Annotated in this window: 19 protein-coding genes and 1 pseudogene; 2 read left to right on the top strand and 18 right to left on the bottom strand. The window is 40.3% G+C overall.

Going from position 1 to position 25,575, the window contains the following annotated elements:
• Positions 1-48: 48 nt before the first annotated feature.
• Complete coding sequence (locus tag G0029_RS05470) at positions 49-840, bottom strand: DUF817 family protein (RefSeq protein ID WP_180108311.1); 792 nt, start codon at positions 838-840, stop codon at positions 49-51.
• 40 nt (positions 841-880) lie between these two features.
• The gene (gene hemE / locus G0029_RS05465; RefSeq protein ID WP_078191978.1) at positions 881-1,951 is read right to left on the bottom strand and encodes a uroporphyrinogen decarboxylase; all 1,071 of its coding nucleotides are present in this window, start codon (positions 1,949-1,951) and stop codon (positions 881-883) included.
• Positions 1,952-2,156: 205 nt separating this feature from the next.
• Here hemE and G0029_RS05460 point away from each other — a divergent pair, with 205 nt between their 5' ends.
• Together G0029_RS05460 and G0029_RS05455 are read left to right on the top strand one after the other, a co-directional pair.
• On the top strand, positions 2,157-3,377 hold the full coding sequence (locus G0029_RS05460) for a L,D-transpeptidase family protein (protein ID WP_078191979.1): 1,221 nt from the start codon (positions 2,157-2,159) through the stop codon (positions 3,375-3,377).
• A gap of 192 nt (positions 3,378-3,569) precedes the next feature.
• A complete protein-coding gene (locus tag G0029_RS05455; RefSeq protein WP_180108303.1) occupies positions 3,570-4,265 on the top strand; it encodes a pirin family protein in 696 nt (231 codons plus the stop codon).
• Positions 4,266-4,294: 29 nt separating this feature from the next.
• Here the strand turns inward: G0029_RS05455 and G0029_RS05450 are convergent, their stop codons facing one another.
• From G0029_RS05450 to G0029_RS05375, 16 genes and pseudogenes are all read right to left on the bottom strand, one after another.
• On the bottom strand, positions 4,295-4,432 hold the full coding sequence (locus G0029_RS05450) for a hypothetical protein (RefSeq protein ID WP_180040818.1): 138 nt from the start codon (positions 4,430-4,432) through the stop codon (positions 4,295-4,297).
• 556 nt (positions 4,433-4,988) lie between these two features.
• Positions 4,989-5,390 (bottom strand): annotated as a pseudogene (locus tag G0029_RS18220) (guanosine-3',5'-bis(diphosphate) 3'-pyrophosphohydrolase); the annotation flags it as partial.
• 159 nt (positions 5,391-5,549) lie between these two features.
• Positions 5,550-6,236, bottom strand: a complete 687-nt coding sequence (locus tag G0029_RS05440) for a GntR family transcriptional regulator (protein ID WP_180110059.1) — start codon at positions 6,234-6,236, stop codon at positions 5,550-5,552.
• A 2-nt stretch (positions 6,237-6,238) separates the two neighbouring features.
• A complete protein-coding gene (uca, locus tag G0029_RS05435; protein ID WP_180110060.1) occupies positions 6,239-9,838 on the bottom strand; it encodes an urea carboxylase in 3,600 nt (1,199 codons plus the stop codon).
• Positions 9,839-9,857: 19 nt separating this feature from the next.
• On the bottom strand, positions 9,858-11,672 hold the full coding sequence (gene atzF / locus G0029_RS05430; protein ID WP_180110062.1) for an allophanate hydrolase: 1,815 nt from the start codon (positions 11,670-11,672) through the stop codon (positions 9,858-9,860).
• A 329-nt stretch (positions 11,673-12,001) separates the two neighbouring features.
• Positions 12,002-12,748 carry an IS5 family transposase gene (locus G0029_RS05425; RefSeq protein WP_180168141.1) on the bottom strand — a complete coding sequence of 249 codons (747 nt, stop codon included), beginning with the start codon at positions 12,746-12,748 and terminating at the stop codon, positions 12,002-12,004.
• Between the two features lie 621 nt (positions 12,749-13,369).
• Positions 13,370-14,146, bottom strand: coding sequence for an N-acetylmuramoyl-L-alanine amidase (locus G0029_RS05420; RefSeq protein WP_180110288.1), 777 nt, complete (start codon positions 14,144-14,146; stop codon positions 13,370-13,372).
• Positions 14,143-14,700, bottom strand: a complete 558-nt coding sequence (locus tag G0029_RS05415; protein WP_180110289.1) for a coiled-coil domain-containing protein — start codon at positions 14,698-14,700, stop codon at positions 14,143-14,145. The genes G0029_RS05420 and G0029_RS05415 overlap by 4 nt, the downstream gene beginning before the upstream one ends.
• 101 nt (positions 14,701-14,801) lie before the next feature.
• Positions 14,802-15,788: an acyltransferase family protein gene (locus G0029_RS05410; RefSeq protein ID WP_265088150.1), complete on the bottom strand. Its 987-nt coding sequence runs from the start codon at positions 15,786-15,788 to the stop codon at positions 14,802-14,804.
• Between the two features lie 112 nt (positions 15,789-15,900).
• Positions 15,901-16,893: a hypothetical protein gene (locus tag G0029_RS05405; protein WP_180110291.1), complete on the bottom strand. Its 993-nt coding sequence runs from the start codon at positions 16,891-16,893 to the stop codon at positions 15,901-15,903.
• Positions 16,877-18,895 carry a sialidase family protein gene (locus tag G0029_RS05400; RefSeq protein ID WP_180110292.1) on the bottom strand — a complete coding sequence of 673 codons (2,019 nt, stop codon included), beginning with the start codon at positions 18,893-18,895 and terminating at the stop codon, positions 16,877-16,879. The genes G0029_RS05405 and G0029_RS05400 overlap by 17 nt, the downstream gene beginning before the upstream one ends.
• 53 nt (positions 18,896-18,948) lie before the next feature.
• Positions 18,949-21,747 (bottom strand): host specificity factor TipJ family phage tail protein, encoded by a 2,799-nt coding sequence (locus G0029_RS05395; RefSeq protein WP_180110293.1) that lies wholly within the window; start codon positions 21,745-21,747, stop codon positions 18,949-18,951.
• Positions 21,725-22,093, bottom strand: a complete 369-nt coding sequence (locus tag G0029_RS05390) for a hypothetical protein (RefSeq protein ID WP_180110307.1) — start codon at positions 22,091-22,093, stop codon at positions 21,725-21,727. The genes G0029_RS05395 and G0029_RS05390 overlap by 23 nt, the downstream gene beginning before the upstream one ends.
• Positions 22,090-22,596, bottom strand: a complete 507-nt coding sequence (locus G0029_RS05385; protein WP_180110294.1) for a hypothetical protein — start codon at positions 22,594-22,596, stop codon at positions 22,090-22,092. The genes G0029_RS05390 and G0029_RS05385 overlap by 4 nt, the downstream gene beginning before the upstream one ends.
• The gene (locus G0029_RS05380) at positions 22,597-23,064 is read right to left on the bottom strand and encodes a hypothetical protein (protein ID WP_227591874.1); all 468 of its coding nucleotides are present in this window, start codon (positions 23,062-23,064) and stop codon (positions 22,597-22,599) included.
• An 8-nt stretch (positions 23,065-23,072) separates the two neighbouring features.
• A complete protein-coding gene (locus G0029_RS05375; RefSeq protein ID WP_180110295.1) occupies positions 23,073-25,550 on the bottom strand; it encodes a hypothetical protein in 2,478 nt (825 codons plus the stop codon).
• Positions 25,551-25,575 lie beyond the last annotated feature (25 nt).

The following is a 25,575-nucleotide window of genomic DNA, read 5'->3' as shown; positions in this document are numbered from 1 at the left end:
AACATTTTCATCTAAAACTTTTGGCTAAAAATAATACGTTCTTTTTCACTATTTTTTGAGCAACCAAGTACCATTTTCATCACGTTTTCCAAGAATTTTGAGCACTAAAACCAAACTGAGTAATAGCAACAAATACCAAGAACCGAGTTTCCCCCAACCGACCATATGCCATGCATCAACCTGACTTGGATATAACCAAATTTGATAGAAAGTACTGATATTTTCTGCGATCCAAATCAAAAATGCCAAAATCAACAGTACTGGTAACATCGGCAACTGAATCACATGATTTTGTAATTGAAAACTGAGCTTAGTTTTCCAAAAGATCACCACACTCCAAGCAAACAAAAACATACGAATATCTGGCACAAAAAATTTGGTCATAAAATTAAGATATGACAAAACGGCTAAGCACAGCATATTGCAAAAACGCGGTAAGTTACTGAACGACACTTGATATAGACGTAGTGAACGTGCAAAGAAACTCCCCACCGCCGAATACATAAAACCTGCAAATAATGGCACTGTCAGCAGTTTAAAAACCGCAGGCTGCGGATATTGCCATGAGGCAATATGTGGATGAGTCAGAAATATTTCCATCCCCATAGCCAGCAGATGAAACAGTGCTATGACTTTAGCTTCCGCCCAAGATTCGAGTTTTAAGTAAAGTAAACACACTTGAATGATCAGTGCATAAAACAATAAATAGTCATAACGGAAAAAGCCAAAATATTCCTGACTTCCCATTGCTGCAGTTAATGCAAAAGCGATCAGCAGTAATATCCCAAATAAGGCAGCCGCAGCTGCCTTATAAGAGAACTCAAAACATGATTTTATCATCTTGACCACGGTTGAATCCTAAACCAATTTCCCTAAAGCCTTATAAATACTTGGCACTATATTCGTGTACCGTATCAATAAAAGCTTTTGGATTGGCTGGATCTACCCACTGGGTAATACCATGACCTAAGTTCGCCACATAACCAGTTTTTTCACCGTTGGCATATGCGTCATCTAACATAGCACGCGTCGCTTTCGCGATTGCTTCAGGCGAACCATATAATGTTGCTGGGTCTAAGTTACCTTGCAAAGCTGCACGGCCTGCGACTGTTTGACGTGCTACATTTAATGGCGTAGTCCAATCTAAACCAAAAGCATCTGCACCCGTTGCAATCATTGGCTCTAACCATTGACCACCACCTTTGGTAAACAAAATCACAGGGACTTTGCGTCCATCCTTTTCACGCTGTAAACCTGCCACGATTTTTTGCATGTAGTTCAGTGAAAATTCAATGTATTCACGGTGTGCTAATGCCCCACCCCAACTATCAAAGATTTGTACGGCTTGCGCACCTGCATCAATCTGCGCATTGAGATATTCAGTCACCGCAACAGCCAAACGGTCTAATAAGGCATGCAGCACTTCAGGTTGTGCATACATCATTTGTTTCGTAAAACGAAAATCTTTACTTGAACCACCTTCCACCATATAGGTTGCCAATGTCCAAGGACTGCCTGAGAAGCCAATCAAAGGAACTTGTCCGCCCAATGCTGAACGAATCGTAGTCACAGCATTCATGACATAATCTAAGTCAGATTTGGCATTAAACTTAGGTAAATTCAGTACATCTTGTTCGGTACGTACAGTTTTATGAAACTTCGGACCTTCACCTGCTTCAAAATACAGTCCCAAACCCAACGCATCAGGTACAGTCAAAATGTCTGAAAATAAAATGGCAGCGTCTAAGTCATAACGACGCAAAGGTTGTAAAGTAACTTCACAAGCAAATTCTGTATTTTTACAAAGGGATAGGAAATCACCTGCTTTGGCACGTGTTTCACGATACTCTGGTAAATAACGGCCAGCCTGACGCATCATCCAAACCGGAGTTGCATCTACCGGTTCACGTAATAAGGCACGCAAGAAACGATCATTTTTTAAGGTCGTCATTCACTTTCCCAACTTAATTCGATATTCGCATCATCATATCAAAAAGGTTGTAAATATAATAACTTCTCAAGCATTTAAAAACCGATCATGTTGAGTGCCAAAAATGATATTTACACAAAACAACTACTGCATCTCCACTTTTTTTCTGTAATACTTAGCCAGTTTTTAATACACAGTAAATGAATAATTCTTAAGGTTGAATTACATGTTCGTTCGCACCATGCTCGCACTGAGCCTAAGTTGCATATTTGCTGGTACAGCTATTGCCGCATCTACTGCTGAACAACCATTAACGCCAAAAAAAGTGACTAATGTTGCAGTTCAGGATCCCATTGATCCGTTAGCGACTGAAGCTTCATCTGCAACTAGCCAGATTAGCGCTCAAGAACAAGAAGATCTGAACCAAGCATCGCAAACTTTAGACAGCTTGCAACAATCAGAAGATGTTAAAGCCGACATCGGTGCTGCACCTGCTACAGCGACTGCTACAACTCCAACATCAACTTCGCCTGCTGCCAAAGTTGCTTGGGGTTTAAATGACCTAAATAATGCTCAGTGGTATGACAACATTGGTAAAGGTCAATTCCCTGTTTATGCACGTGCGCATGTCATGCTCAATAATGCACATGCTTCACCGGGTGCAATTGATGGTACCAGTGGTAAAAATACCCTAAAGGCGATCGCTTCATTCCAACAAATGAATGGGTTGAAACCTACAGGGACTTTAACTAAAGAAACTTGGGATGCGCTGATTGCGAAACAAGGTTCTAAACCTGCATTCATTGAATACACGTTGACTGATGCAGACTTGAAAGGTCCTTATGCAGCATCAATTCCACACGACTATGCATTACAAGCAAAAATGAAAGGCTTGTACTACACACGTGTGACTGAAATGTTAGGTGAAAAATTCCACATGGACGAAGACTTTTTGAAAAAGTTGAATCCAAAAGCGACATTTAAAAAAGCTGGTGAAAAAATCTTAGTAGCGAATATTCGTAACGAAGTTCCTGAAGATATTCACCTGATCGTTGCACATAAAGGCGCGAAACAACTTTACTTATTTAATAGCCGCAACCAAATGATCGGTTCATTCCCGGCAACGATTGGTAGTTCAGATACACCATCACCTACAGGTACATATAAAGTAACAGGTGTTGCACCAAACCCTTGGTACAGCTACTCACCTTCTAACTTTGTTCAAGGCAACAACAGAAAACCATTGTCTTTACCACCTGGTCCAAATGGTCCTGTTGGTAATATCTGGATTGGCTTGAGCAAAAAATCATTCGGTATTCATGGTACACCGAACCCATCTGCTATTTCTAAAACTGCGTCACACGGTTGTATTCGTTTGACCAACTGGGATGCAAATGACTTAGGTAAGAAAGTCAAATCTGGTGTGACTGTTAAATTCTTAGAATAATTTTAGTCATATTTAAAAAAGCCTGCATCATGCAGGCTTTTTTTATAGCTGTGCTTTCATGCATAACAAAAGACTCAATCTTGGCTGAGCGTTGCAAAAATAGGATGAATTGTCGCTAAAAAACTATATATCCCGATTTAGTTCAATCTTAAAATAGGCACATGTTCAATAATTAAGATAAGGATGAATGCCATGAATGCTTTTTTACATCCAAGTGAAAACCGCGGTCACGTAAAAATGGGATGGCTTGAGTCTAAACACAGCTTTTCTTTTGGTAACTGGTATGACCCGAAATACATGGGCGTTAGTGCGCTTCGTGTAATTAATGATGACTTAATTGCAGCACATGAAGGTTTTGGTCAACACCCACATGACAACATGGAAATTTTGACCTGTGTGTTAAAAGGCACCATTACGCATAAAGACAGCATGGGCAACCATGGTGGCATTTCTGCGGGTGAATGGCAGCTGATGAGTGCAGGTACAGGTGTGCGTCATAGCGAAATGAACCAAGGTGATGAAGATGTGCATTTACTACAAATTTGGATCGTTCCAAATGAACGTGATGCTGAACCGACCTATCAACAAATTAAATGTGATCCACGCGATCAACCCAATCAATGGCATTTAATTGTCGGTCCAAATGACAATGCACCGATGCATATTCGCCAGCAAGCGGAAGTTAAATCTGCATTTTTGACGAAAGGTCAATCTTTAGATATCCATGCAACGCAGCATATCAACTATATCCATGTTATTTCAGGTTCAGTGCAAATTGCTGAACATAAAGTTGAAGCTGGTGGTGCAATTGCGTTCTTAGAAGATAGCCAAATTGAAGCGCTTGAAGATGCTCAAGTGATTTGGTTTGATTTACCCGAAGTAAAATAATTAAAAGCCCTCAAATGTGAGGGCTTTTTTTATGCAGCTTGGCTAAGGCGTTCACTGCGTTTATATAACCACATCAACACTAAAGACGGAATAATAAATCCAGCAGCCACCATAATGCCATGTAGGATTGAGGCATAAGGTTCAGCAAGCATGGCCACATGTTTCATTGGAGATGTCAATGGATGGAATCACTTTAAAAGTCTCGAAATCAAGCATTTCGAGATATTCTTAAATGACACTCAGCATCTAATTATCTAGATAAGATTCATCAATCACCAGTGACTTTCTCTTGGTGCGCTTGCACTTTATGTACGACCCCTAGAATCCACCCAGTCAGCCTTAAGCCTCCAAGCGATAAAAATGATTTTGCATAAAGACGCCAAACATAGAAGCAAATAATTGCCGATCTTGTTCAGCTTGAAAAATGCCCCCGAAATAGTCCAGATCTGTGATTAAAATTAAATCGAAGTACGTTGCTTGCTTGGGAGTGACACCCTTTCTTTGGCAATATGCAAAATATGCACTGACATCTTCAAATAAAATCCACCATTCCTGTGGACTTTCAATCTGAATGCCACCTAATGAATGCTGAAGATCAAACATCGCATTGAGCAGATATTGAAAATTTTGCTGTGAACTTTGAAATTGCAATCTCGGATAATCTGTTGTTAGATTTAAATCGATCAGATGTAAATGGACGCTCCGAGCACGCTCTAATCTACGTTTAACTTTTACATATTGTTGATACCGACGTTTATCTTTTACTGTGACCGAAGTTAAGCGAGACAAATCCATATTGTCGTGTAAATCACTGAGTTTTACTTCACACGCTATTGCATTTTTAGCAGTACGCTGCGCCGCTTGAAATCGGTTCTCACCTGTTGTTTTAGTTAGTGCCTGTATTGCGTCGATAATATGGGCTTGAAAACCTAAAGCATGAAGCTCATCCGTCGTTGTCTCTGTATCTTCTAAAATGTCATGTAATACAGCGACGATTTTAGCGTCGGGATGTTGCACATTTTGCATCACACGAAGTGGATGCTGAATATAGGCTTGTCCCGCTTTATCGACTTGTCCGAAATGGCGTTCAGTCGCCAAAGAAATCGCGTTTTCTAAAGTTGAAATATAGAGCCTCCCCTTCGTGGTTTTTTTTATTTTGCTCCATCATATTAACCAATGAATATAGATATTAGTAGCTCTAAGCGCGACCTGAACGACACAGATTGACTCGTAAAATGCATATTTTCCAAGACTTTCCATGAGGTAGATCTTTTGCAAATACTTCTATGCCATTCGCGCCAACATTTCCAAAGTAATTTTTTTCACCTCTTCTTTACTTTGCTGAATATGGCTGCGCATTTTCTCCAATGCCGCTGTCACATTATGTCCAAGGATCAATTGTAAAATCTGTTGATGCTCGGCATAAGTGGCTTCAATTCGATAATCTTTAGAAAAATCTAAGCGACGAATAATACGGATTTTTTCACTCACATCCCGATGCACTTTCGCCATTTCACTATTGCCAATCGCTTCAACCAATTGGCAGTGAAATGCTTCATCTTGCATCGATAAAGTTTTTAAATCATGCAAATACTGTTCAGGCTGAATACACCATAAATTTACCAAGTCTTGTAAAGCCTGTTTGAGTTGTTCTGGTTCCATTTTGCAGAGCTGCTCAATGGCATAGCATTCAAGCAAAATCCGTAAATCATACAATTCTTCGTAGGCTTTAAAGTTCAGCGGCTTGACTTCCCAACCGCTACGAAAATGTACTCTTACATAGCCATCTTGCTGTAAACGGTATAAAGCCTGCCGTACGGGTGTACGGCTTACTTCATATAATTCGGCAATTTCAGATTCGGTAAACCGTGCGCCCGGTTTGAGCTGAAAATCAAAAATATCGTTTTTTATTTTTTGGAAAACCAGCTCAGACAAGTTGTCTGAGCTTTTCCCAACAATGGCTGAGGTCATATTTATTCCATATAAACCAGCGGCTCACCGCTATGTACCGTTTGTCCTGCACGGCAGATAATCGCTTTCACGATACCATCATCATCGGCATAGACTGGAAGCTCCATTTTCATCGCTTCAATAATGGCTACAGTCTCACCTTTCTTCACAGACTGTCCAGCTTCGACAAAAATTTTCCAAATGTTGCCAGTCATCGACGCATTCAAGGCTGCAAATTGGCTATAGTCGGTATCATCTTGCAGGATTTCCATTTCTGCAGGTACATCGAACTCATCTTTCCAGCGTTCAACTTCAGTTGTAAATGCCTGCTGCTGCTGTGCTTTAAATTCGGCAATACTGTCCTTTTCTGTTTCCAAAAAGGCTTGATAGGCTGCAAAATCAAATTCAGTTTCTTCAATTTTGATTTCCGCCACACCATTGGCAAAGTCAGCACGGAATTGATCCAGTTCAGCTTCGGTTACTTCATAATATTTAATTTGATCAAAGAAGCGTAAGAACCATTGCTGATCGCCAAACTGTTTGTTCTTTTTAAACTTATTCCAAATAGGCAGTGTACGGCCAATCAATTGATAACCGCCTGGTGAGTCCATGCCATAGATACACATGTACATACCGCCAATACCCACAGTGCCTTCTGCGGTAAAAGTACGTGCAGGGTTATATTTCGAGCTGAGTAAACGATGACGCGGATCAATTGGAACGGCACAAGGTGCAGTTAAATACACATCACCCAAACCTAAAATCAGATAATTGGCATCAAAAATGATGTCTTTGACTTGCTCACGGCTGTCTAAGCCATTAATGCGCTGAATGAAATCGACGTTATTTGGCAACCACGGCGCTTTGGCACAGACACTTTCTTGATAACGTTCCACAGCACCTAAAGTGGCCGAGTCCTCAAATGCCATCGGCAAGTGAATAATACGGGATGGAATCTTGATTTGGCTCAAATCTCCCATCTCATTTTCGAGTCCTAATAAGAACTGAATTAAATTCGCTTGGCTGAAACACAATCCATCATATTTAATTTGCAGTGAACGCACACCCGGTGAAAGCTCTAAGATTCCATCAATATTCGCTTCACGAATCAGCTGCATCAGTCGATAAACACGTAAGCGCAATGCCAAATCGAGAACGTTTTCGCCATATTCCAACAAGATATAACTGTCACCTGCCTGACGATAGACCGCTTTTGGCGCATGTGCATCTGCTTCACGCACTGCCAATATCCCTTCAGGCTTGCATTCAAAATTGACCAACGCTGACTTTTCAGGTGCTTGAGCAAAGTTTTGGATATCGGCAATTTGCTGAACTTCCAATGCATTGGCTTGTTCAACACTCATCGGATAGAAACTAATGCTGTCATCTGCCTTAAGTTGACCAATTTTCCAAAGTTCAGCTTTGGCAATCGTCACTGGGCAAACAAAGCCACCGAGGCTTGGGCCATCTTTCGCCAAGATCACAGGGAAATCACCGGTGAAGTTAATCGCCCCAATAGCATATTCACAGTCATGCACATTGGATGGATGCAAACCTGCTTCACCGCCATTTTCACGTGCCCAGCATGGTGTCGGGCCTGTTAGGCGAATACCTAAACGGTTTGAGTTAAAGTGCACATTCCATGTTGAAGCAAAGAATTCTTCAATATATTCAGGTTTAAAGAAATCGGGTGCACCATGCGGACCATACAGCACGCCAATTTTCCATTCTTTGCCATAGCTTGGAATACGCTCTGCTGCCAAAGCTTGTGGTGCTGCTGTAGCAATTTCCAATCCATCCAAAGGCAGGCTAGGGTTGACCATTTTAATCATGTCGCCTGCGCGCAGCACTCGCCCTGCATGACCGCCAAAATTACCCAATGCAAAGGTTGAACGACTGCCTAGATATTTAGGTACATTTAACCCATTGCGGATTGCAAGATATGTACGGCAACCCGATTCAACTTGTCCTAGTACCAAAGTTTGCCCAGCTTTGATGTTGATCGGCTGCCAAAAATCGACATTTACTCCATCTAGAGCCGCGCTGCATGGCGCACCTGCTAAGGCTACGATGCTGTTGGCATGAAATTTAAGACTTGGTCCTTGTAAGGTAAATTCAAAGCCTGCTGCCGATTTTGGATTACCCACAACTTGATTGGCCAACTGAAATGCATAATCATCCATTGGGCCTGATGGCGGTACACCAATATCCCAATAGCCCACACGCCCCGGATAATCCTGAATCGTACTTTGTGTACCTGGTTGCAGCACCTCAATCACATTTGGCACATATTTAAAATCATCCAGCAGGCGTGTCCAAATTTGCATATTTTCAAAGCGTGCATCAGACACTACGGTATGCGCATAGTCTAAGTTGGTGCTGATGCCATTCAAGCGGGTTTCAGCCAAGGCTGTTTTTAACTTGGCAATCGCACTGTCTCGGTCTGCAGCATGCACAATAATTTTGGCAATCATCGGGTCAAAATATTGTGAAATTTCAGTACCTGTAGACACCCAAGTATCCACACGAATATCTTCAGGGAAATACACATCCGTCAACACACCCGGACTTGGCTGGAAGTTTTTCACTGGATCTTCCGCATAAATTCGCACTTCAATGGCAGCACCATTGGGTTGAATATTGCTGAGTTTTTCCCAATCTAAAGCATCACCTGCCGCCACTTTCAGCATGCATTCAATCAGGTCTAAGCCCGTCACCATTTCAGTGACTGGGTGTTCAACCTGCAAACGGGTATTCACTTCAAGGAAATACACTTCATCACGGGCAGCATCATAGATAAACTCAACCGTACCTGCGCTGCGGTATTTCACCAATTGACCAAGCTCTACAGCAGCACGGTGCAATTTTTGACGGGTTGCTTCTGGTAAGTGCGGTGCAGGTGTTTCCTCAACGACTTTTTGGTTACGGCGCTGCAATGAACAATCGCGCTCCCCAAAGGCAACGACTTGACCTAAACCATCACCAAAAATTTGTACTTCTACGTGACGGGCTTTATCGACAAAACGTTCGAGGAAAACACCTGCATCCTTAAAGAATTGCTCGCCTAGACGCTTTACACTTTCATACGCATCTTTTAATGATTGTTCATCATCACAGCGGGTTAAACCAATTCCGCCACCACCTGCGGTGCTTTTCAGCATGATTGGATAGCCAATCTCTGCAGCAGATGCGAGTGCTTCATCCAAACTTGCCAATAAACCTGTGCCTGGTGTCATGGGTACATTGGCGGCCGCAGCCAATTCACGTGCACGATGCTTCAAACCAAACTCTAAAATTTGTTCAGCCGTTGGCCCCATAAAAGCAATGTTATTTTCCTCACATGCACGGGCAAAGTCGGCACTTTCAGATAAAAAACCATAACCGGGAAATATTGCTTCAGCGCCAGTTTGTTTGGCTGCTTGAATCAATTTTTCAATACTTAAATAAGTTTCTGCAGGTTTAACACCTTCAAGTGAAACCGCTACATCTGCATCTAACACATGCTGTGCATAACGGTCGGTCTCTGAATACACGGCAACAGATTTCACACCTAATTTTTTTAGAGTACGAATCGCACGAACAGCAATTTCACCACGGTTTGCAATTAAAACTGTTTTAAACATGATTATTTCCCCGATTTTTTTAATTTGATTTTGCTGTTGTTGCTTGCAGTGATTGCATATAAGCGCGCCAGCCGCCAAATTCACTGATATTTTTTGCACCGTTTAGGCCATAAGGTTCACAAATAAAGCCTTTCACCCAACGTCCATCGGCAAGCTCGACATTGCCCATACCTAGTGGTGTTGGAATTTCGGCGACAAATTCACCAAAGCGTGCTTTTGGAATATCCCAAAGCTCGACAATAATTTTTTGACCCGCTTCCTGACGCGCTAAACCTGGTTTCGGCGGTACTGTGCCCGGCAGTGCATAGAGGGCGTAATCGGCAGAAGTCGTTGTGGTTTCAACATGCACGGCTTGGCGTGTTGTCAGTTGGAAATTGAGTGGCATACCTGTGAGATGTGCGCCTACAACAGCAACACGAAAATGCTGTGCTGATGGTGCAGAAATGACTGAAGCTGCGTCAGGCAATGTTTTAGCTACTGCACCCAGCGGTAATTGCAGGTGGTTTTGCCATTTTTCTGCAAAGTCTGCTAGAGCCGTATCGTGCCAAGCCGGCGCAATGAATGTGATTCCAAAAGGCAGCCCGTCGGCACGAAAGCCTGTAGGTACAGCGATGGCACTGAGGTCAGCTAAATTAGTAAAGTTGGTATAGGTGCCAAAGTGGCTATTATTTTCAATTGGCGCTTCTGCCATTTCAGCCAGTGTGTGAATGGTTGGCGAACTTGGCACCACTAAAGCATCAAATTGCGCTAAGGTTTGCTGAATTTGGCGTGCCAAATCTTGCTTTAAATATTCGGCGTTATAAGCATCCACCGCAGTGTACTGCTGCCCTTTTTGAATAATTTCTAAAACTGTTGGATCAAAGTCATCTGCATGGCTGTCTAAAATTTCAGCTACGGCTGCCGTACGCTCTGCTACCCATGACCCTTGATACAGTTGTGCAGCCAATTTTGCAAAAGGACTGAAATCAATTTCAGTTAGTACAGCACCTAAGTTTTTTAATTCAGTTAGTGCTTGCTGAAATGCATCAGCAGATTGAGCATCGCCAAAAAATTCTAACTGTTTTGGAATGGCTAACTTTAATTGTGCGCTGAACTTTGCAGGCGCTGTTGCTGGGTTCACACGTGAATAGCTGTCGGTTACATCAAAACCTTCCATAACTTCTGCCACTGCAGTTGCATCAGCGACGGTTAAGGCAAAAATTGAAATACAATCTAAGCTCTTACAGGCAGGCAATAAGCCTGTATTTGAAAAGCGACCTTTGGTCGGCTTTAAACCGACAATATTATTGAAAGCTGCAGGGATTCGTCCTGAACCTGCAGTATCTGTACCGAGTGCAATCGGGACTAAACCACGTGCTACTACACTGCCTGAACCAGAGCTTGAACCACCGCTTACATAGTCAGGATTAACAGTATTCGGCACGGCACCAAATGGCGAACGTGTACCCACTAAACCAGTAGCGAATTGATCTAAATTGGTTTTGCCTACAATAATCGCACCCGCTTGTTTTAAGCGTTGCACCACATAGGCATCTTCAGTTTTTATGTCCGTAAATAATTTAAACGCAGCCGTTGACGCAAAGCCCACCACATCAATATTGTCTTTCACTGCAATAGGCACACCAAATAAAGGTAAGGCCCCAGCATTTTCGATTTGTTTTAAAGCGTCAATCTGTGCAGTTAATTGTTCTATAGAGGCAATTGAAATCCATGCTGGATCTGCATGATCAAATTGCTCGACCAAGGCATATAATTCTTCGAGTTGAATTGTGTTATTCGTGTAGCCCGCTTTCCATTCCGCTAAAGTCCAGCCTAAAGTTTTTATTGGGTTCATTGATGTGCTCATTCTTGTATCCAAGTTTGAATACTGTATTGCACACATCATGCCAAAATTAATTTTTTATTATTTTTCAATATCTTAATATTAAAAAACAATCATTTCCCTATTTTATTTAGGCAATACAAAACGATAAGTGTTCTATTAAGTTTCCAAGCTCCACTATTTTGGTGCATGACTTTTATAATCGTGTTTTCAATAGATTCTTTTGATTTAGATGCAGATATAAATACAGTGAAATTACTATTGCCACTATTTATAAGCTTTCAATTTAAAGTTTTGTATCACTTTTAGGGTGTGTTGACATTTACAGCCGATAAATTGAGCTAAAGAGGCAACCATATAAATATACAAGCTAAAGCAACAGCGCTTTGATAGTTACGTTTTAGCTTATCGTATCTTGTGGCAATTCCTCTAAATTGTTTTAATCTACAAAACGCATTTTCAACTAAATGTCTGATTTTATACATATACCAGTCCATATCATCATTGCTAGATTTGGCATTTGATCTTCGAGGAATGTTTGCTTTCGTATTACTTTCTCTAATTTTCTTTTTGAAACTTTCTGAATCATAGCCTTTATCTGCACATAGCATTTCTGACTCTGTTAAATCTAATTTTGATACAAGATCAGGTGCAACCTTAATATCATGTGAAGTTCCATCTGAAATAATAAATTCAATAGGATTACCATTTGAATCGATTGCTAAATGTATTTTTGAACTATTACCACCAATACTTTTGGAAATACTTTGATTCTTAATACCGGCTGAATGTTGATGCGCTCGTACATGGCTCCCATCGATAAAAATCCACTCTTTATCAGCATGCTGGCTGAATAATTTAAAAATATTCATAAACTTACTATTTTTAGACCATCGATTATATTTCTTAAAAATAGAATTTGATTTACCAAACTCTTGAGGTAAATCACGCCAAGGACAGCCTGTTCTAATTCGAAATAAAATCGCTTCAATAAAATTCCGTAAATTTAATTTGAGATAAATATTAAAGTGACGGAAAATAGCAAGTAACTTGGACCAGTGTTGATCATTTAGCATTGTTCGAGGCATAGCGAGTGTAAAATTGGGTTTGGCGATTTAATTTTACTATCTCGCTATTTTTTTAATCAACAAATGTCAACAGACCCTAATTTTCAATAAAAAGATTGAGAAATATTTTGAAATTTATGTGTTTGGAAAAAGATACATCAATATTGTTTTTTGAAATTGATTGGGATGAATAGAAATAGAGATATAAAAAAAGCAGTTGATTTGCAAAATTTAGTTAAACAATCAAAACTAAAAAATGGTGCGCTCAGCGTGCACAAGAATAACAATATATATAATTGTTTTTATTAAATTAATTTAATTATTAGAAAATAAATACCACTAAATGTACCACTAAAACAAAAAATTGCTCTGGGTTCTTATCCCTTCTTATAAAGCACTGGCGACACGCATAATTTTTCGGAAAACTTGCAGAGCGCCACTATGTCAAGGACAAGCTAATATATTAAATATCAATATTTTATTTTAATACTGACGCTAAGTTGTCGCATATTTTATTTAATCCATTTATGCATTTTACTTCATACTTATAGTTTGTTCGGGATGCGAATATTTTTCTAGCTAAGAAGAAAGGCGAATTTTGGGAAGGTGTTGAGGTGGTTAATGAGTGATTTAAAGAAGCCCTCACTTGAGGGCTTTTTCATGCTGAATAATCACATCTGCAATGGCTTTAGCAACGAGCCAATATTTCGCTTGCAGTACTGCAAACTCAGCAGCATTTGACAGAAAGCCAAGCTCTACAACCAAGCCACCATTCGTCACAAAGCCAAGCTTTCCACGTGCAGATTGACTTTGATCAATCCAACCTTTATCACCACGTAATACGCCACCCGTGACACCCGCAATGGCTTGGGAAATGGCTTGTGCTAATTTTTTGTCTTTAGGTAACGCAATGGTTTCAATGCCGTTGGCTTTTGGGTTATCAGAAGCATTCAGATGAAATTCAACTTTTGTACTCGCACCTTTAGCAATTTGAATTGCATTTGTCAGTGGTAAATTAATGCCACCACTGCCATCTGTTTTGACTTCTAATCCAGCACGCAAAAGGTAAAGCTCAACAGCATTTCGGACTTTGACGACAAAATCAGCTTCTTTATCTTTACCCCGCACTGCACCAGGATCAGTATTGCTATGCCCTGCAGTAATTGTCACAAATTGATTTACATCGTGTAGTTCAGGCTGCTTTTTCAGACGTGCAAGCACTGTGGCCACACCAATAAAGAGACCTACCCACTCCGCAATGTTTTCAGGAATCTTGTTTTTTAGTTCCTGTGGAATTAAATACCAGACACTTAAAAACTGTTCTGAGAATAAAATCAGGGCATAAAAAAAGGCGCTTAATGCGCCTACTTGTACTGACTTTAGTTTCCAAGCCTGCTTCCAGTTATCAATCAATTTCATTTTTCCTCTCTCATATTTCGTTCATAAATTTTGTTGCGGATTTCTTCAACCGTTCTTAAGAGTTGATCAGATTGCTTTTCAAGAACCTGAATGCTTTGAGCGTTGGTCGTGGCTTGAGTATTTACTGTGTCTGTTTTGCTCGTCTGAGTATTCCAAGCAACGACGAATAGACCTGCCAAAAAAATGCCACCAAAGCGCACAAGGTTGGTAATGCTATCGATTTTGGTTTTACTTTCATGTAGCACTCTGATCTGTGAATCCACCTCTTTAAATCTTGGCTCAACTTCATTCTTAAGCTGCTTAATCTCACTTTTAAAGTTTGACTTAGCTTGATCCAAGTCATCTTGCAGATTGTCCCGAGTCTGAGTTAAGTCATTGCGGGTCTGCTGATGCTCCTTATTTAATTGCTCTAACTGCATATTCATGCGATCAAGCTTTTGTGGCATTTCAGCAAGCTTGTCCATATTTTTTGATATGTCGTTGATCTTGTCTGAGATGGCAAGAAGCTGCCCTGCTGTTGCTACTGGTGGATCGGTTGTGTAGTCATTTGGCATTGCGCCCCCTAAATTTTGGTAATAAAAAACCCCGACTTAATTAAAAGCCAGGGTTGGTAGTGGTTTGTTGGGTGTTACTTAAATAGTAAGTTGTTTTTTCATTAGCACAATATTATCCGCTGCTTTTTTCCGATTTTAATAAAAGGCCTCTCATAAAATTTATATGAAATATTAGCAACGATAATTGTTATAACGCCAGTTAAAGCCACACTTACGAATGGATTGCTTATTACCTTATTTACGAACATTAATAAGATCGGATGCAAAATATAAACCCCATAAGTGGACTCCCCTAGATTCGCAAAAGGTTTTGAGAACCATTCCGGAAAATTGACTTCTAATTTATAGAAACCCAGTGTGAGTACTATAGCGGCAATTGAAAATATGCAGCGATTAATCCCAGTCACAATGTTTATTTGATTACCAGAAACAGGATAGAAAATCAAAATTACCATTGAAGCTAAAATTAAATATGGTGCGATCTTAGCCATATTTAATTGATGAAGGTTATAGTACAAAGCCAACCCACATGCATACAAAAAGAAGTTATTGAATGGATTGATATAAATTTGCCATTGATCAGCTAGTGTTTTACTTGGATCCAGGGCATAAAATGCAAAATATCCACCTAAGGCTACAAGTGATAAAACAACTATATTTGCTGCTTGCTTGTTTCTAGCGTATAGCATTATTAATATTGGTGTAAATGCATAATAAAACACCTCATTACCAATGCTCCATGCACCAGTATTTATATATTCTCCAGGCGCAATAAAACCAAATAATAATGTGACATTTAAGAAAATTTTATAAATATCAATCTCACCATTTAAAATAAAATTAATACCAGTAGTTATTGAAATAGTAACCCATAGAAGTGGCAGTAACCTAAATAATCGACGAATAAAGAATACTAATGAGGAATCAAAATCCCTAATATAATTGTTGTAAACAATAGCCATGCTTAAGCCAGATAATACAAAGAATATTGAAACTCCATAAACACCAAAGTTACCCAACAAACTTCCTGATTGAGGTTGAACAAATTCCCAAGCCATAAAATGATAGATCATGATTGCAAGAGCCATGAGCCCTCGCAACCAATCTAAGCTCTCATATCTTTTCATAAAATTAATCATTAATAATTTTTCACATTAAACCATAAAAAATTACAAAAAAATATTTTGAACTTTTAAGCATCTATACTTGCGATGAAATAAAATTAGCAAAATTTTGCAATGCTAAAGTGTCTGAAATCTTTCTCAAAACAAAAATGTCATAAAGTTTTAAGTTTGAATAGCGTGTGTTTGCAGATGTCTTTAAGTATCCTGAACCACCCCAGGTTAATTTTCTTTTAGCTTTTACTTGTGCTGTTATTTGAGAAGTGCTCCATGCAGCTTGATTTATAGTGTACGCCCCAGCGCTTGTTGCTTTAAAAATTTGACCGCGATTCGTGGTAGATGTGAATATAATATTCACGCAAGCCGGGCCAATAAAGTTTGTTCCTATCGACTCATTAGAAACAAAGTTACTATCTGCATCTGATCCTTCATTTCGAATATCCCTAAATTGAACCCGAGAAGTCTGAGATGCACTTAGATTACTAGGTGTTGCATTGATGCTGTAATCAATAACAGTATTATGAGTAATACCGCCATCAGCAAAACTTAAAATAGGTATTTGCGTTGCTGACGATGTAGTTTTATTGATCAAGTCATGAATTGAAATAATCGCTAGATTAAGGTCTTTAGATATTGTTTGAGCGTCTTGAACTAAAAAATGACCGTATTCTGATGCAACATCTCCACCACCAACTGTATTTACATTATTCATTGCGATATACGGTCGACCCGAACCTGGTTGAATAAATTTAGGAGTTGTAGTGACAGCACCATGACTTTCGATCGTAAAGTCACAAATACCAACCAAGTTATACAACTTAATAATGTTGTCTAATGAGTCTTTTTTTACTCCTAGAGACGCTGATGCTATTGTATGCGCCTTACCAACCAAGCCATTAGCAACCAGGTGATTACAAATGTTTGTGAGATACGTATCGTTTACTATCTGACCACCATCTGCTAAGACTCTTGATATATATTCGCTTTTTAGTTGGTCTGCAGAATAAAAATCATAAACATTTTGTAAGTTTGTTAAATTAGATGCGATATTTGATTTAAGCTGAAGTGACATTGTGCATAACCCCTTTTAAGTTCATTGTAATTACTTCGATGTTTTCACGACTATTCATAACATATGGCTTGTACAAACCTTCTACAGCACACATAAGCAGATCGTTACCCAGATAAATGGTTGATGAATAACCCCCATACATATCGTCGTCATACGGTTGGACTTGAACGATGTCCCAATTTTCACCGTCATCTAAGCTGAAAGATATTTTAAATTGAACACGATCTTGAGCATGTGTTGGATGTGAAGCCACCAACAAGTTTCGATCTGGGATTTGCTCAAGAGATAGCTGGCAAGCTGGAATTGTGAATGTTGAATCACCAACATATGCAAGTGTTTCACCATTATCCGTTGATTTAAAAACACTCGCTCGGCCCACCGTGTACGGACTAGATCGACAATAAAGCAACAGCTCACCTTTAGAATTCACAATAGGTGTTGATTCACTATAGCTATGATCCCAAGTCGTTCCATTTATGCTTTGGCCTGCCTCCCAGGTTGCTCCATTGTTGTCAGAATATATACAGCCAATCGCATACGGTGACTCACGATAATAAAAAGTATTTAGTAGTCGACCGCTCGGCAATGTAATGATTTTCCCACCGGTGCCTAGTGTTATTGATCTGCCTAATCCAAAATCCACCAATGTTGGCTCAGTCCACGTTATACCACCATCTGATGAAAAACATTGATATTGTGAATAAGCCACAACACTTGCTGTACTGATATCAAACATCAGAATCAAACGCCCATCTGATGTTTTACCCAAGTGCGGATGTTTAACAATACCTAGCGGATTAATAGAAGAAACACTTTTAAATAATTCAGCATTTCCGACCGAAATATTCCCCTTGGCATCGTAATCTATAAAAACCTTATATAGATCAGCACCCGCACCATCTCCATCATATCCATATCTCGCACGGTTAAAAAACATAATGACGCGGCCCTCAGATACTTTGCATAACACCGGAATCCGCCTTGTGCCCATGCCATTTTCGCCATAATTTTCAATACGTTTTTTGGTAAATACAGGCTTTAGGTTTGGGTTTTGATAGATTGCAAGTAACGATTTTAACTTCTCTTTTGCTTCGATTGATATTTCATAAAACCAATCATTAATTGCTAATCGCTCCGAAAATTTCTGTCTTTTACTTATGCGCTTTAATTCTTCTTGGACTGAATAATCTAAATCACTGATATGAATTTGTGCATTTTGATCAATCGTGAGAAGAATATTTTCCTCATCATCTACGACATGAAAAATACTGGAAAGCGCTTCTTTTTTTATAGTTTTTTGAACCTCCGCACTAGACTCACCAATATTTTTCAAAGAGATTTTTTTGTTATTTAAAATAATATCCGAGCCAAAGAAATTAAAAATAAGATCTTGATCAATCAGCCCAATAACGTCACCTTCTGAATCTGCGAGGTAAAAATGATTTTCCACATTATCATTTTTTACACTTTCTAATACTTTTGTTTTTGAGTTAGTGTAACTTTCAGAATATTGCTTTGCCTGCGTCAGCGGATCATAAGAACTCTTTGTAAATGCTGCCCCATCCCACTGCCAGTCACCATTATTTGAAGCTGTTTCATCATTGGTTACAGTTACTTTAGATTTGGCAGGAATGTTTGTCTTATCTGCGTCCATTAAGGCGTAGGTTTTGTAGGCTTTATTGCCAACGCCAACAGCTGCGATCTGGGTTTGCAAATTCAATTCAGATGCTTGAACTACTTGATCAACTTCATCAGTTGAGTAAGTTTGCGATTTTAGATACACCTCATCTGTATTCACTTTTTCAGACAATGCATCTGCAACTTCAACTTTATTTGCTTTTTCTTGTTCCAGATTGGTGATTCTAGGTAGCGCTTTACGTGAAACCATTGGAATAGATTCAAAAGGTTCACCAACACGCGGTGTGATAATTGCATCGGTATTGACTGCTTTACCAATATCTTCAATGTCTTGTTGCACTTGAGCAGTAATCATCTCAGCCATATTTCTATTCCACAAAAAAGCCCGCAATAAAGCGGGCATAAGTTGAAATTCATTTAAATCAAATTGTTGATGATGTCCTGATCATTTCGGTAATAACGCTCATCAAAATTGATTGCACTTACTTCATTTTCAAACACATCGATTGGCTTCTTGCTTGATACAAGAAACTTCTGTTCATTCTGTCTATCATCAGTCGTGACTGAATACACTGTTTTGACCTGCCCAGTTGTGACTAGAGCTTCCATTGGTGGACGTTCAAGTACAAAGTGAAACTCGTCTTCACCCTGAGTGATTTTCATCACATCAATGACACCGCTTTTCAGCTGTAGATGAATCACATATAGCTGATTTGGCACCAATTTAAAGGGCTGCGAGACCTCAATTGAAAGATTGTTCCAATTCAACACTTCACCACTGGTGCAATTGCCGAGTCGGGTGTCATCGGTATTCAAGATACAGTCACCACGAAATACCAGATCACTCTCGTGGTAGGCAGTGAAGCGTGCAGTCACACGGCTAAACTTCAGTTTATTCCATGCTCTCCAAGCAACTATATGTGCTTGCTGCTTGTAAACAATACCGGTACCTTCAATTTTCTTTGGATTATTGATCGCTTCATTTGGAATTTTCAGCGTCTTTTCAATCCAACCTTCATCCGAGTCGATATATGTCAATTCAACACCGTCATGCCGATTTTCAACCCGAAAGCTATGGGAACGGACCTCTGTTTGAGATTTCTTATTACGATGATTAAATAGTATTAATGGCTCATTTTCAGCGCCTTCAAGATCATAATAAATCTTTCGATTCACCCGACGATCATGCGTACACGTGACTGCTGACATCATGCGCATAATCTCTTCAAACGAAGTGTTTGTGTTATCAAGCGTATAATTAAATTCAGTCATTCGCTCAGAACCAAAATATGCTTGCAGATCATCTATAACTTGATAAATACGATCAAAATCAATTTCAGATTCAAATCGCCGCCCGATTTTCGGATGCAGAGCCAAATCAATCGTGGTATCTGCAATATTGCGTGAAGCAATACGTTCAGCAGATTTACCCCCACCACGATATGAATACACTAATCCCTCAGCGATACAGTTCAACTGCCGTGAATCTTGGCTCGTTGCATTCGCTGTGGCCACTGTTCTTGCACGAACGATAATCCGATTCGGATAAACCAGTTTTTCAAGATAATGATATGCATAAGCTTGATAAAATTTGGTTTCATCCATTAATTCAGCAGAATCACCATTATCATTGGTTCGACGTGCACGAAACCGCACAGCACCGGAGAATGGCAAATCAATCCACATTGACGCGCCTACGGCATCCCGGTTATTTGACTTACCCGTAAGTGTGATACTTCTACGATAAATCTGCCCGGTTGGCACGTTATTCACGACTTGCTGATACTCAGCTTCAATGCTGACTGCTTTTGCAGACGAGCCCTGATAGATGCCATTACCTGCTCTAAAGTTTAACAACAACCCTTTCGCCTGAGGTGAATCAATCGTAAACCAGCCAATATAATTCTCCTGATTGCCGCGTAATTTAATACGTGTTGTCGGGGTTTGCTGCCCCGCCAGATCAGCTAATTTATTCCAATCCGGATTTGTTGTGCTCGGTGTCGCAAGTGTCATCAAGCGGTTGGCTTTATCAATACCCGTGATCGTGTACGTGCCATCTAAAAAGATGTTGGCAGTATTGGCCGTTAAATTTGCACTCAAATTCGTTACTGCATTTTCAGTTAAATTGGCAAAATTGGTATTGGTGTTGGTTGCATTAAGCAATTTGATTGCATAGACACCGCTGTTATACGTGATCGTATCCACATCATACAAGCCCGCCAAATCTAATTGCCCATTCACTGGATCAGTAATCAGCATTGCGGTGATGTTGATCTTGCGAAAATCTTGAAAATTAACTGCGGTTTGATTCGAGCTAATTTCAAGCGTTTGAGTTAAATAATTAATATTTACTGAACCAGTGATGGCTAGATCTGCAATACCAAAGTTCGCCCCCTCAATAGTCACCAATTCATTCACAACAAACTTTTCAAAATCAGACGTATTGTTAAGCGTTTTGATTTGGTTTGGGTAAACAAAATATACATCTGAGCGCTCAAATCGGGTGCTGTTTGGTGGTAGTAAAGTCTGACCATTCACTGAGCTGTTTTGTTTCGCTACAACTGGCGCATCGGTAAAGCTATCACCAATTTTGTAAATGTTTTCAGCTCCGACAATGGATTGATTTAAATCATATGCCGTGATGGATTTACCCGGAATCTCTGCAACCGGCGTATCGCCTTCTTTAAAATTGGACACTTGAACTGGATTTTCGCACAAGCACATCAACAGCTCTTCAACTTCAACACCTTCTTTAAAGTAACGAAGTGCAGGCGCGAGTAGATCTGGAATCGCTTTGACACGGCCAATAATATAGGGAATACGCTCTTTAATACGCTGCTTATTTTCTGGGTTTGCTAAGTTATTGTTGCTTGAACCCGTGGATTTACCGTTGTCCGCATGTGCTTTTGGAACTTTAACGAAGACTTTAACAGCTTCACCAAAAATCTTTGCAACAGCATAGTTCACAGCGGAAATAATATCGCCCGGATGACAAACAATTGTTAGAACTTCATTTGTTTCAAGTAGCCGCGCAATACTAGCTTTGTCCTGTTGCGATGGTGTGATGTCATTTTCAGGACACGGATTTCCCTTATATATCCGCGCATGCGGATGGTTTGCTCTAACTTTAAGAAAGGTTTTCAATGCATTTTCAGATTGCACAACCTCTTGCTCGGTATGATCGAGAGCATTCTTAATGATGCAAATTTGGCTCATAAAAACGCATCCTTTTAAACATTGGTTTTGCTTGTTCTAACGTGATTCGTTGCACGCCTTTTTCTGTTAAATGAAAAATTCGTTGACGATAAAAAAGCCCGACATGCGAGCTTTCATTGTGGTATGACATCAGGACGATACAGCCCTCAATTGGCCGATCTATACGCTTATTTTTGATGATAGTTGAACGTGAAGTTTTCACCGTTTCATCCAGCGAACCCGTCAGGCCAATAAAACTTGCAGAGTAATCTTTGCCGTAGAGCACTCGTGCTGCTTCAATCACAAAATGGACACAGTGATATTTCTGTGGATTGTATTCACAGTGAAATAAGCGATTAATCATCAGTAAAATCCTATTAAGCTTGGATCAGTGGATGCTGAATAAACCTCGCCATTTCCCGAATCATTCAACCCTGGTGCTTTGGAATCGCCTTGCGTGCCTTTCCAATCCCGCGTCACATTTTCAAGCTCAAGATCACGCGCAACAAAGATTGGTGATGCATACTGACCGATCAAATACGCTCTGTATGACACCAGCGGCAATTCAATCTCTTCATCGTGAATAATCAGGTCGATCAGTGCCGGTACTGTCTCACCAACATCGCCAAGACTGAAACTAAGCTCTTGCTCAAGCGTATCTTCTTCTGAAGAACGGGTGATGCTGATCGGTGCGTAGACGTATTCATATGATTGGCCATTTTCATGTGTCAAGATCATCGGCTCACTGGAGTTAATGACATAACGCAAAATAGCCGGCCATTTCGAATGTGATATTTCAATGCATTCGATCAACCCTACTGGCCCTGCTGATTGGTCAAGCATTGATGACATTTCTGTAGTAATTTCCATTTAAACCCCCACAGCATCGGGCAACCAGACATTCGGAATTTTCTCAATATCACTCAAGTTATTGATTAATCCCGATTGCCATAAATCTATGATTGTTCTATCAAAAGCTGGATCGCGTTTAATTGGGACAACATAAATATTGATCGTAACTTTACGCTTTACACCCTCAATCAAATTTTCTTGCGGCACGCTTTCAGCTGAAAATTGACATAAGCAATCCTCTTTAACGCCGTTATCTAAAGCCAGATTCCAGCGCCAAATTTTGGTTTGATTGATCCGCCAGAATGCCCAAAAATATTGACGTTCGCGCGGATCTTTCAGATACACAGCAGCAGAAACAGAATGAATTGCCCCGACAAATTTAATTACTTGTCGGGGCATACCGCCTTCTGTTTTTTGTTCACGCAAATTATTACCTGGCGTAAAAACATACCCTTCCCGGAGAGGGCAAAGCATAAATTGATCCATGTTTTTTCCTATCGTGAAGGGCTCAAACCAAAGGTTTCTTGAAACACTCGGCTTTCAGTACTGTTTGATCGTCGTACGTTGTTAAATGCACCTGCAATCTCTTGACGTACAACATCAACAGTCACAGTACCGTCAGCCCCGACATTATGATTTGCTGTGTGTCCAGCTGGCACATTGATAATGACTTTTGGACCGTTATTGCTGTTTGCAATAAAGTCTTTCAAATCTCCGTTTGTACGTGCATCAACTACACGCTCACCCTTATCCAAAAGCCATGTACCTTCTTTCGGGATGTTATCAATACCGTCGTGGGCCATACCGCTAAGTGATACAGACTTCACTGTTGCCAGTTGAGCCAACTGAGTAGCAATAGCCACACCACCAGCTATTGGTGCCAAGACAGGACCAACTAAAGGAATACCAACCATTGAGTTAAATGCTTTTGAGTATGACTCGGGCGCATTCAGCAAAATTTGCGCAATTGCAAATGCTTTCTGAATACCAAACATTGCTTTATAACCAGCAGACTGCTCACCTAGCAATGAACCCATCAAGTCAGTCATATTGCCGAGCATGTCGCCAGCTGAAGCCATTGCGAGTGCTCTTTTTGACTCGTTATAACTCAACTCAATTGCGGTCATTCGTTCATGATGCGCTTGCCATATTGCTTCACGTTGCTCAGCAGACTCAGCTAACGCCATTTGTGCATCAAACAACTCTTGCGACTGATCAAAGCGATTAAACTTTTCTGACTCAATCCCAAACTGGTCGCCTGTGCCTGTCATGTCTGAATAGGTGCCACCCCATGCAGCCATGGCTGAATCTGCTCGTGCTAATTTGTCAGCTTGGATGTATGACAGCTCTAATCGAGCTTTGTCTTCGAGTGCTGCTTTTCGCAAATCCAATTCGTTTTTATTGAGTCCGCGCTGAGCATCAAGACGAAGCTTATTAATATTTAGTTCGTCTTTAAGTTTGTCTTCTTCAGTTTTACGATGCCCAAACAGCTCATCTTCAAGTTCTGCAAAGTACGCTTTCTTCCTTGCTTCAGCTTGTAGCTTGGCAACTTCTGAATAACGATCTTTCGCTTCCTGTTTTAAAGATGCACTGCGAATATCCTCAAGATCATTTTCTAAATCTTTTGCTATTCGTAGTTGCTCATCACCATATTCATAAATTAGACGCTTACCAAGTTCTACCGCTTGGTTATATTCGCGTTGCGCTTTGGCTGCATCAGATGTCGCTTTTGCGTTTGATTTTGCGGCTTGAGTAGCTTCATTTTGCTTCTTCACCCATTCCTGAGAGCCCTTTGTAACACCCGCTTGGCTGCTCTGAATCTTAGCCATTTGTTTAGTAGCAGCACTAGCAGTATCTGAATACAGTCTGTTAATGGAGTTTGCTACATCCTCGATAACTTTATTGTTATCTTGAGCAGCCATTGCTATACCACTGTTTTCAGAAGTTCTTGCGGCAGCAGTGCCGAGTATTGCGCTCTTGAAGAAATTTATACCAGTCCACTTCTTCCAACCAGATTCGACCTCCATGTGCTTTTTAGCCACATTTGCATCGTAAGCCAATCCCGCAATTGAATTGGATAGAAGTTTAATTGTTGCATAAACACCCATACCTGTTGCTGCAACACCCTTAAATACCTCGCCAAGCAATTCACCTGCATCTGCCATCATGTTTGTATTCACAGTGGCATCAGACATGGCATCCCCCACAGAAACAAGCGCTGGTATTAAACCCTGGATAAATTGGTTTGTTGCCCCTTGAACCTGCAGATCTAATAATCCAAGCTGAACTTTTAGTTCTGCAGCCTTGGCGATGGCTGATTCATCCATGATGACACCGGCGCGTTCAGCCGCATCTGCCCAAAACTTAAATCCCTCACCTCCTTGTTTAAGCAACGGGATTAAATTAGTTGTGTCCGAGGCCATGCTTTCCAAATAGAAAGACATTTGTTGCTGAGTGACACCAGCTTCCTCAAGCTTATCTACATACAATTGAAGTGCTTTGGGTCCAGATAGGTTTTGCATTTCTAAAGCAAGTTTTCTTGCTCCTTCAGCACTACCTTCTGTTTTAATGGCAATTTGTTCAAAAAAATCTACAGCACCCCCCGAACCAATTGTGATGAATTCCCCCAGCTTTTCATTGAAATCTTTTAACTGGTCTGCGAGCTTTTCTTGGCTGATACCCATTGTTTGAGCACCAACTGCCATTGCTTGAAATTCTTGATTGCTGGCATTCGCAATACTTGAAAAAATACGCAGTTCTTGCGCTGCATCAGCATAGTTCTTAGCCATTGCAAATGCGGCTGCCCCCGCTGCAGCAGCGCCCGCCACTGCAACTGAGCCAAAACTATTGACATGCTTGCGCATACTTTCAAAACTTTGCTTAGTTTGTTTTTCTGCGTCTTTAATTGGCCCAACAAAGCTGCCAATCTTGGCAATTAAATCTAATGTTAATGTTCCAAGTTTGGTGCTCATACAAAACCTCAGGCAATAAAAAAGC

It is taken from the genome of Acinetobacter sp. YH12138 (assembly GCF_015218525.1).
GTDB lineage: Bacteria > Pseudomonadota > Gammaproteobacteria > Pseudomonadales > Moraxellaceae > Acinetobacter > Acinetobacter amyesii.
The sequence above is the reverse complement of the archived record's forward strand: the minus strand, read 5'-3'. Positions and strand labels throughout refer to the sequence as shown.